Source organism: Stieleria sp., assembly GCF_041595215.1.
Lineage (GTDB): Bacteria > Planctomycetota > Planctomycetia > Pirellulales > Pirellulaceae > Stieleria > Stieleria magnilauensis.
The window spans coordinates 1-8,460 of record NZ_JBFHKV010000293.1 but is presented as its reverse complement, the minus strand read 5'-3'; the positions used below and the strand labels follow the sequence as shown (position 1 = coordinate 8,460).

The window sequence follows — 8,460 nt, the reverse complement described above, 5'->3', positions numbered from 1 at the left end:
CGCTCGACGTCCAGTTTCCAACTCGCTCGTTCACCGGGTTCCTTCCAGCCCTGGATCGTGTCCCAGTCGTAACCGTCAAAAACGTACTGGATGTGTTTGCCGGTCCAGGTCGCCCAACTCGGTTCGATGTCGACGCTGACGTCGCCGACGGGGACGGGAACCGGGGTATAGGATTGGCCTGCGGTGACGTCGTTGAACCAGCGGACGAATTCGGTTCGCAAGCGGTCCACGTGATCGGGATACTGTTGGGCGACGTTCTTCTTTTCACCCGGATCGGCCTGCAGATCGAACAATCGCCAGTGGGTTTTCGAAGGCGTCGTCGAGCTGCCGACTTGGCACAACAATTTCCATCGGTCGTCGCTGATGGACCAACGCTTTTCGGCGTTGGGTTGGTAGCGATCCCAGGTGTGATAGACGTACCGATGATGGGGCTTGTCGTTTCCGCTGGTCAACAAATGAACCAGACTGATTCCGTCGATCGTTCGGTCTTGTGGGACATCGACACCGGCCAATTCACAAAACGTCGGCAGCCAGTCGACGTGTGAGGTTTGGGCGTGAACTTTCTGTCCCGGTTTAATTCGTTTCGGCCAGCGAACAAAGCAGGGCGCCCGGACGCCGCCTTCGTAAACCCCCGCCTTGTTTCCGTTCATCCCGCCTTTCCAAAACTTGCTGACGCCGCCGTTGTCGCTGGTGAACACGACCAGCGTGTTATCCGCGGCGCCGAACCGTTCGATCGCTTCGAGCAACCGTCCGATGTTTTGGTCGACTCGGTCGATCAATCCATAGATCCGTGCTTCGCGGATGGGAAGCCCGCGATCGAGGTATTTCTTCAGCGTCTTGTCGCCTTCGGGTTGTGCATAGTGCGACGTATCCAACAGGAACGGTGAATGGGGGGCGTTGAACATCAACGCACAAAAAAACGGTCCGTCATGTGATTCGACGGAATGTTGGATGAAGTCGATGGAGGCATCGGTGAAAACATCGCTGACGTAGCCACGTGCCTCGACCGGCCGTCCGTTGTGATAGACCTGGTTGGGAAACTGATACCGTTCGATGTGCCCGTGGTAGTGTCCAAAGAACTCGTCAAAGCCGCGTTCTTGCGGTTGATAGCCGGGATATTTTCCCAGGTGCCATTTACCGAACAGCCCGGTTCGATAGCCCGCTTGCTTGAGCAGTTGAGCAACGGTGATTTCGCCCAAGCCCATCGAGTCGCCGCCGAAGCGTGTGTTGTACAATCCGGTTCGCAAGTAGTAGCGTCCGGTCATCAATCCGGCTCGCGTGGGGGCACAGACCGGCGCCGCATAATAGCGATCCAGCTGGATGCCCTGTTCGGCGATCGCGTTCATGTTTGGCGTGTCGATGTGCGGATTTCCGGTCGCGCCGGTGTCCCAGTACCCTTGATCGTCGGTCATGACGAACACGATGTTGGGCCGTGACGGAGACGCCGCGTTCAGGGCAGACGCAACCAGTGCCGACACGGACAAAACTGCAAGGAAAAAAAGGTCGGGAGCATTTAATTCAAAATAGGCAAACCTGGATTGCCCAGGTTGCCAATAACGCTCCTGACCCTTCTTAGTGCGCATCATGATCGCCGGCTACTTTTTGACGTCGTAGCAGAGGATCTGATCGCCTTCGCGGAGATAGAGTTTGCCGCCGACGACCACGGGGTGTGCCCAACTGGGACGCTCGCCGCTGCCGGGGATTTTGAAGCTGCCTTGCTCCTCGTACTCGTCCGGTGACGCCGGCACGAGTGCGACGGTGCCGTCACTGAAGCGGATGAAAAGTTTGCCGTCGGCAGCGGTGATGCTGGCCGATTTTCTTCCGGACCCACGCGATTTCCATTCGGTCCGGCCGGTGATCAATTCGGCACAGAACGGGACTCCCTGGTCTTCCGAGTCGCCGTACAGGAAGTCACCGACGAGCACGATGCCGCCGTGTTTGTTTCCCAGTTTGGGATTCGGAGGATAGATCTCTGCTGCGGTCACTCCGTCCCCGTCGGGGATTTGGCGGAGCAGGCCGCCGCCGGTGCCATAGCCGGCGGAAAAGAACACCAAGTCGTCTTTGACGATCGGGGTGGGGATCACGGCGGTGGTGCGTTTGATCTCGTAGGACCACAGCAGTTTTCCGTCATCGGCGCGAACGCCGAGTGGTCCGCTGCCGGTCGTTTGGACATACACCTTCGTGTCGCCGATCGTTGAAACGACGACCGACGCATGTCCGGCGCCACGGTCCTCTTCGCGGACGCAGGTCCACAGGATTTCGCCGGTGATCTTATCGAGGGCGGCCATCGTGCATTCCGAACCGCCGGGGGTGCAGATTAATTTCGCTCCGTCGATCAAAACGGATTCACTGTAGCCCCAGCCGTCAGCCTTTTTGCCGCCCAAGTCGTCTTTCAGATGGCGTCTCCATCGTTCGTGGCCCGTCGTGCTGAAGCAGATCAATTCACCGTACGCGGTGAGGACATAGACGCGATCGCCATCGACGGTCGGCGTGCTGCGAGAGCTTTGCCAGGATTCATTGCCGCTGGTCCACGGGGCGCCTGTACTACTGCGCCATATCGGTCGGCCGGTTTTTTGATCGAAGCACACCAGGTATTCGTCATCGTCATCGGCGGTGGACAGCCCATCGCCGAGTGTGAACAGTTTGCCTTCCGAGATCGCGACGCTGGCGTAGCCGCGTCCGGCACCTTCGGCCGTCCAAATCAATTCGGGGCCGTCGCTGGGCCATTGGTCCAACAGACCGGTGTCACTGGAAACCCCAGATCGGTCGGCGCCACGAAAAGTCGGCCAGTTGTCTTCGCCGTAGGAAGCGGACGGAAGCGACAGACCGGCGAGGATCGCAGTGCAAATCAGAGGACGCATCATGTTCATGGTGTTCTTTTCAGAAAAAGGGGTCTGAACGGTTTGCCCCGATGTGGACCGCCCGACGTGGACCGCCTGCCGTCTGGTCCGTCACCTCAGCTTGATGCCACTGCGGATCGGGCAGGGCGGATCGGGCAGGGCAGAGTCGGATCAGATCAGATCGGACAGGGGGAATCTGGCGGATCGATTCACGACCGTTTGATCGCGAATGGCGTTTGGTGGCAGGGGGCGCAAGCTCTCAGCATATCGTCAATGTCTTCGCCGTGTTCCTGCTGCAGCGATTTTTTCAACCCGGTTCGGGCACGCTGAACCAGAGATTTGAGGGCCATTTCCGTCAGCATCAATTCCTTCGCCGCGGCCAGATAGCTGTAGCCACGGAAATGGACCAGGCGGAGGGCCTGTTGCTGACGCTGTCCCAGTCGAGTCATGGCGCGTTGCACGGCGAGTCGGCATTCACTGCGGACCAGATGATGGGCCGGATCCGAGTTGACCGAAATCTCAAACGGGGTCTGCCACTCGAACTTGGCGTCGGGCATTCCTTGCATGGAAACCTCGCGACGCCTGGCCAGTTGTCGATTGGTGTTGGAGACCACGTTTCGGGTGATGGTGTACAGCCAGCTGGAAAACTTGGCCGTCGCTTGGTAGGTGTGCCGCGACTTGTACACCCGCAGAAAAACCTGTTGGGTCAGGTCCTCCGGGTCGACCACACTGGGGGCCTGGAAATGCCGGATGAAGCGCAGCACCGTCGAACGATTGCGTCGCACCAACCGGTCAAAAACATCGCTCTCGCCGTTCTTGATCCTGAGCATCAACTGGGCATCGACATCATCGGGATGGTGAAAGTGGCTGGGGGCGATCATTGAATCGGTCGATGAGGTAGGCGAAAACACGAGAGTTGCTAAATCGTCTAAACGGCATCGAGTCCGCCATTTACACTCGCGCGATGAAAAATAGTGCGGCAAAGCGACCGAGATGGGCCGTTTGCCCCGCGCCGAAGACCGCCGGATTTGCCGAATTCGCTCTCCCGATCGCAGTTCTTTCGGTGCCGACATCCCCCCATGTCATGGGTTCTTGTCGCGCCGTTTTCGCCTTTTACCCTCCTGGCAGCAGGGCCGGGCGAAGCGAGACCGGGGAGCGAGCGGGCCGTCGAGTCAAGCCCGCACGCGTTTGCATGGGTCCACGGGGCCAATACCGCTAAAGCGACAAGGTGTTGACCAACGCAGGGCCCGTAGGCTCGCGCCAATCGGCTGATCATCAACTGACATCAGCCGGTTCGCGCCGGCGCCCGGCCGATTCTGCTGGCGATTCTGATGGTGTTCGTTGTCACCCTTTCTGAAATGAACCAGCTAAGATCTATAGCGACGGACAACGTCGAGGGCGCACACCGGCCACTGCATTTTTCCGACGCACTGTCGGTTCGGGTCGGCCGGCGTTTCCCCAGATGATTGACTGCCGATCGACACACCGAAACGACTTCACAGCGGAAACGAAATTCGATGCGACAACTGCGATTATTACTGTTGGGACTTCTTGCCTGCACCGCGACGTTCGGATGGTGCGAGGAGCCGAAGTACCAAGTCCTGTTCAACGGCGAGGATCTTTCCCAGTGGAAGGGATTGGCTGCCTTTTGGTCGGTCCGTGACGGGGCGATTGTCGGGGAATCGACGAAAGAAAATCCGGTTCCTACCAATACGTTTCTGATTTGGCAGGGCGGCGAGGTCAGCGATTTTGAGTTTCGCTGCCTGGTACGTTTCGAAGGAAATAATTCCGGCGTCCAGTATCGCAGTGCACTGGCAGACGAAAAACAGTTGGCGCTGCGTGGCTACCAGGCCGATCTGCATCCCAAACCCGAATACATGGGCATGATGTATGGCGAAAAAACGGGGCGGGGGATCATCGCCACCGGCGGTCAGCGCGTGACCATTTCCGCGGACGGCAAGTCCGACGTGACGGAGGCCTTGACGCCGCTTGGTGGGATCGCGACCGAGCAGTGGAATGAACTGGTCATCGTCGCCGTCGGCAACCGGATGATTCATCAGATCAATGGCGTCACGACCGTCGACGTGACGGACAATCATCCCGATGCACAACGGACTGGATTGTTGGCGCTGCAACTTCATCAAGGTCCCGCGATGAAGGCAGAGTACCGCAATCTGCTGCTGCGACCGCTCGAGGGTGCCGAAGCACAACGGGTCCTGCAGGCTGCGATTGATGCGACGTCATCCGCCGGCGCCGCGACCGAGCGCGGTGCGGACGAAGCGGCCCCCAAACCGAACGCAGAAACCTGGCTCAAGCAATCGCCGCAGCCCCAATGGATCTGGGCCGACAAGTCGGCAGGGAATCAAAAGGTCTGGTTTCGAAAATCGTTTCAAGCCGCATCGAGGGTGAAAAACGCCCGCTTGTACGCCACATGCGACAACCGCATGACCGTCTTTCTCAACGGAAAGCAGGTGGCCAAGAGCGACGCTTGGCAGTCGCCGATCGATCAGGATGTTGCCAAGCTGCTTCAGCCCGGGCGCAATGTGATCGCGATCGCCGGCCAGAACGAAGGCGGTGTGGCGGCGTTGGTCGCCAAGTTGACACTGGACAATTCCGACGGCAATTCCACTTCAGTCGTGACCGACCAGACGTGGAAGCGTTCCGAAACGCAAACGGACGATTGGAACGCCGTTGGGTTCGACGATTCGGGTTGGGCAAGTGTTAAGACCATCGCCGCGATCGGTGCGGGGCCTTGGGGGATTCCGACTTCTGAGGGTGCGGATGTCGGCGGCCGGGCAATCCTTCGCCCCCAAGAGATCTATGCCCCGGCGGGGTTTGTCGTCGAACAGGTTTACGAGGTGCCGAAGGAACAAGGCAGTTGGGTTTCGTTGGCGACCGATCCCCAAGGTCGTTTGTATGCGTCTGACCAAGGCGGCGCGGGGCTGTACCGCGTGACGCTGCGACCGGGAGAATCGCCGACGATCGAAAAGGTTTCCGAGGGGCAGCTCGCTGGTGTCTCTGGAGCGCAGGGCTTGCACTGGGCGTTTGAAAGTCTGTGGTTTCATCGCAACGGTGGAAACCTGATGCGGCTGAGTGATTCCGATGGTGACGACGTCTTGGACGTGACGGAAACTTATCCCGGAACCACCGGCGGCGGCGAGCATGGCAATCACGCCGTGTTGCCGATGCCGGACGGAAAGGGACTTTATTTGGACGGAGGCAACGCGGCACCGTTGGCCAGTCACAGTCGCAGTCGCGTGCCGACTTGGTACGAAGGCCATCTGTTGCCGCGGATGTGGGATTCCAATGGGCACGCTCGCGGTCGCTTGGCGCCCGGCGGCTGGGTCACCGAATTGGACGTCGCGTCGAAGCAACAAGTCGTTCGCACGATCGGGTTTCGAAACCAGTATGACATCGCGTTGAACCGTCACGGTGACCTGTTCGCTTACGACGCCGACATGGAATGGGACCTCGGTTTGCCGTGGTATCGACCGACGCGGATTTGTTTGGCGGCCAGCGGCGCGGATTATGGTTGGCGAAGCGGGTCGGGAAAGTGGCCGACCTACTACGAAGATTCACTGCCACCGGTGGTGGAAATCGGACCGGGATCGCCGACCGGCATGGTCTCGGGATTGGAAGCCAATTTTCCGACACGCTATCGCGACGCCCTGTTCGCCTGCGATTGGACCTTCGGCACGATGTATGCGATTCACTTGAAACCCGATGGGGCCGGATACCGTGGCGAGGCGGAGCCGTTTCTGTACGGATCGCCGCTGCCGTTGACCGACGCCGTGATCGGTCATGACGGCGCGCTCTACTTCGCCGTCGGCGGACGGGGGACGCAATCGGGCCTGTATCGTGTCCGCTATGTCGGTGACGAATCTCGGGAGCGTCCGACGGCGATCGATCCCGCGGCGGAGGCTGCGCGGAAACAGCGTCGATCGCTGGAAGCGTTTCATGGCATCGTGTCACCCGATGCGCTCCAGGCCGCTTGGCCGCTGCTTTCCAGCGACGATCGTTTCCTTCGTCATGCCGCCAGAATCGCGGTCGAAAGTCAGCCCTTGGAAACCTGGGCCGAGCGCGCGGTGCTCGAATCAGACCCCCAAGCACGCATCACGGCGACGGTCGCGCTGGCGCGCATGGGCAACGAATACCATCGCGCCGGTGCCCTGGCCGGGTTGCTGCAACTGCCGCTCGATTCGCTCAACACGCCGCAAATGCTGGGCATGCTCCGGGCCTATGCGTTGGTCTTTGAGCGTCTTGGTAAACCGACCGATCAGGAATCCCAACAAGTCATCGCCAAACTTGATCCGCTGTTGCCCAGTGACGACGACGACGTGAACACCGAACTGATTCGTGTGTTGACGTATCTGCGAAGCAAGTCGGTGATTGCCAAGACGATGGCGTTGATCGAAAACCGTCAACCGACGGAGCCTCCGCAGTGGTCCGAGCTTGCCAGTCGCAACAAGGGGTATGGGCGGACGATCGACAACATGATCCAGTCGATGCCGCCGTCGCGAGAGATCTTGTACGCGTTCATGTTGCGGAATTTAAGAACCGGATGGACGCTGGACCAGCGACGCAGCTACTTCGCGTTTCTCAATCAAGCCGCCAAAGCATCCGGCGGAGCGAGCTATGCCGGCTACCTGACGCGGATCCGCGACGAAGCTCTGGCGAATTGTTCGTCCGAGCAACGCGTGGCGCTTCAGGAAATCACCGGCGAAGACTTCAATCCGCAGCCCGATTTTCCGATCGTCGAGCCCCAAGGTCCTGGCCAGAAGTGGACCGTCGATGCGGCGTTGGCCGCCAACCGTGGTCCCAAGAACTTTGAGCGGGGACGGTCATTGTTCTTCAGCGCCAAGTGTGCCGCGTGTCATCGCTTGGCGGGACTGGGTGGTGCGATCGGACCAGACCTGACCAGCATCCCCAACAAATTCGACGAACGTTATTTGGTCGAAGCCATCGTTCATCCCAGCAAAGACATCTCGGACCAATATGGATCCTCCCGCGTGCTGACCGACGACGGCCAAGTGCTGATCGGGTTGGTGGTCGAGAAAGAAGACGGCGACTTGACGGTCTATCCGATCGACGAAAACGCGAAGGCGGTGGACCTCGATGCGGACAGTGTGGAGCTGATCGAAGCTTCCAAGGTCTCTCAGATGCCGGAGAATTTGTTGGACCGTTTGTCGGCTGAGGAAGTTCGCGACTTGCTGACTTACCTGATGACCGCTGGCAATCCCAACGACAAACGCTGGGGGCGATGAAACGGATCCGGCGGTGCGATCGACGGGAACACCGCCGGAGTCAAACGATGATCAGCCGGCTGGTGTGAGCCTTCGGGCCCAATACCGCTAAGTTGACATCAATCGGGGTGTTTTTTTGTTAGCGGTAGCGCGCGAGCCCTCCTGTCTTTCAGGGGGGCTTCACGCTGGAACCGGACGGCTCGCGCCGTTCCGCTACCTTGGTCAACGCCAAACGAAGTGGCATTGGGCGCGAGCCTAATGCCACTTACTTTGACACCAACCGGGGTGTTTATCGTTAGCGGTAGGGCGCGAGCCCTCCGGTCTTTCACGGTGTTTCCAAGCTGAAACCGGACGGCTCGCGCCGTTCCGCTACCTCT

The 8,460-nt window shown here is 59.5% G+C and carries 4 protein-coding genes; 1 reads left to right on the top strand and 3 read right to left on the bottom strand.

Annotated elements, in window-relative coordinates; all coding sequences use genetic code 11:
* The 3 genes from ABX749_RS13225 to ABX749_RS13215 form a co-directional block, all read right to left on the bottom strand.
* On the bottom strand, positions 1-1,412 hold a 1,412-nt coding region (locus ABX749_RS13225), incomplete at its 3' end, for an arylsulfatase (RefSeq protein ID WP_372896401.1).
* Between the two features lie 183 nt (positions 1,413-1,595).
* Positions 1,596-2,864 (bottom strand): PQQ-binding-like beta-propeller repeat protein, encoded by a 1,269-nt coding sequence (locus tag ABX749_RS13220; protein WP_372896400.1) that lies wholly within the window; start codon positions 2,862-2,864, stop codon positions 1,596-1,598.
* A 185-nt stretch (positions 2,865-3,049) separates the two neighbouring features.
* The gene (locus tag ABX749_RS13215) at positions 3,050-3,721 is read right to left on the bottom strand and encodes an RNA polymerase sigma factor (RefSeq protein ID WP_372896399.1); all 672 of its coding nucleotides are present in this window, start codon (positions 3,719-3,721) and stop codon (positions 3,050-3,052) included.
* A gap of 636 nt (positions 3,722-4,357) precedes the next feature.
* Here ABX749_RS13215 and ABX749_RS13210 point away from each other — a divergent pair.
* Positions 4,358-8,104, top strand: a complete 3,747-nt coding sequence (locus tag ABX749_RS13210; RefSeq protein WP_372896398.1) for a family 16 glycoside hydrolase — start codon at positions 4,358-4,360, stop codon at positions 8,102-8,104.
* Positions 8,105-8,460: the final 356 nt, after the last annotated feature.

Bases quoted from the DNA above. Each gene is read 5' to 3' on its own strand.
- ABX749_RS13210 (WP_372896398.1), top strand. From the start codon at position 4,358: ATGCGACAACTGCGATTATTACTGTTGGGACTTCTTGCCTGCACCGCG.
- ABX749_RS13220 (WP_372896400.1), bottom strand. From the start codon at position 2,864: ATGATGCGTCCTCTGATTTGCACTGCGATCCTCGCCGGTCTGTCGCTT.
- ABX749_RS13215 (WP_372896399.1), bottom strand. From the start codon at position 3,721: ATGATCGCCCCCAGCCACTTTCACCATCCCGATGATGTCGATGCCCAG.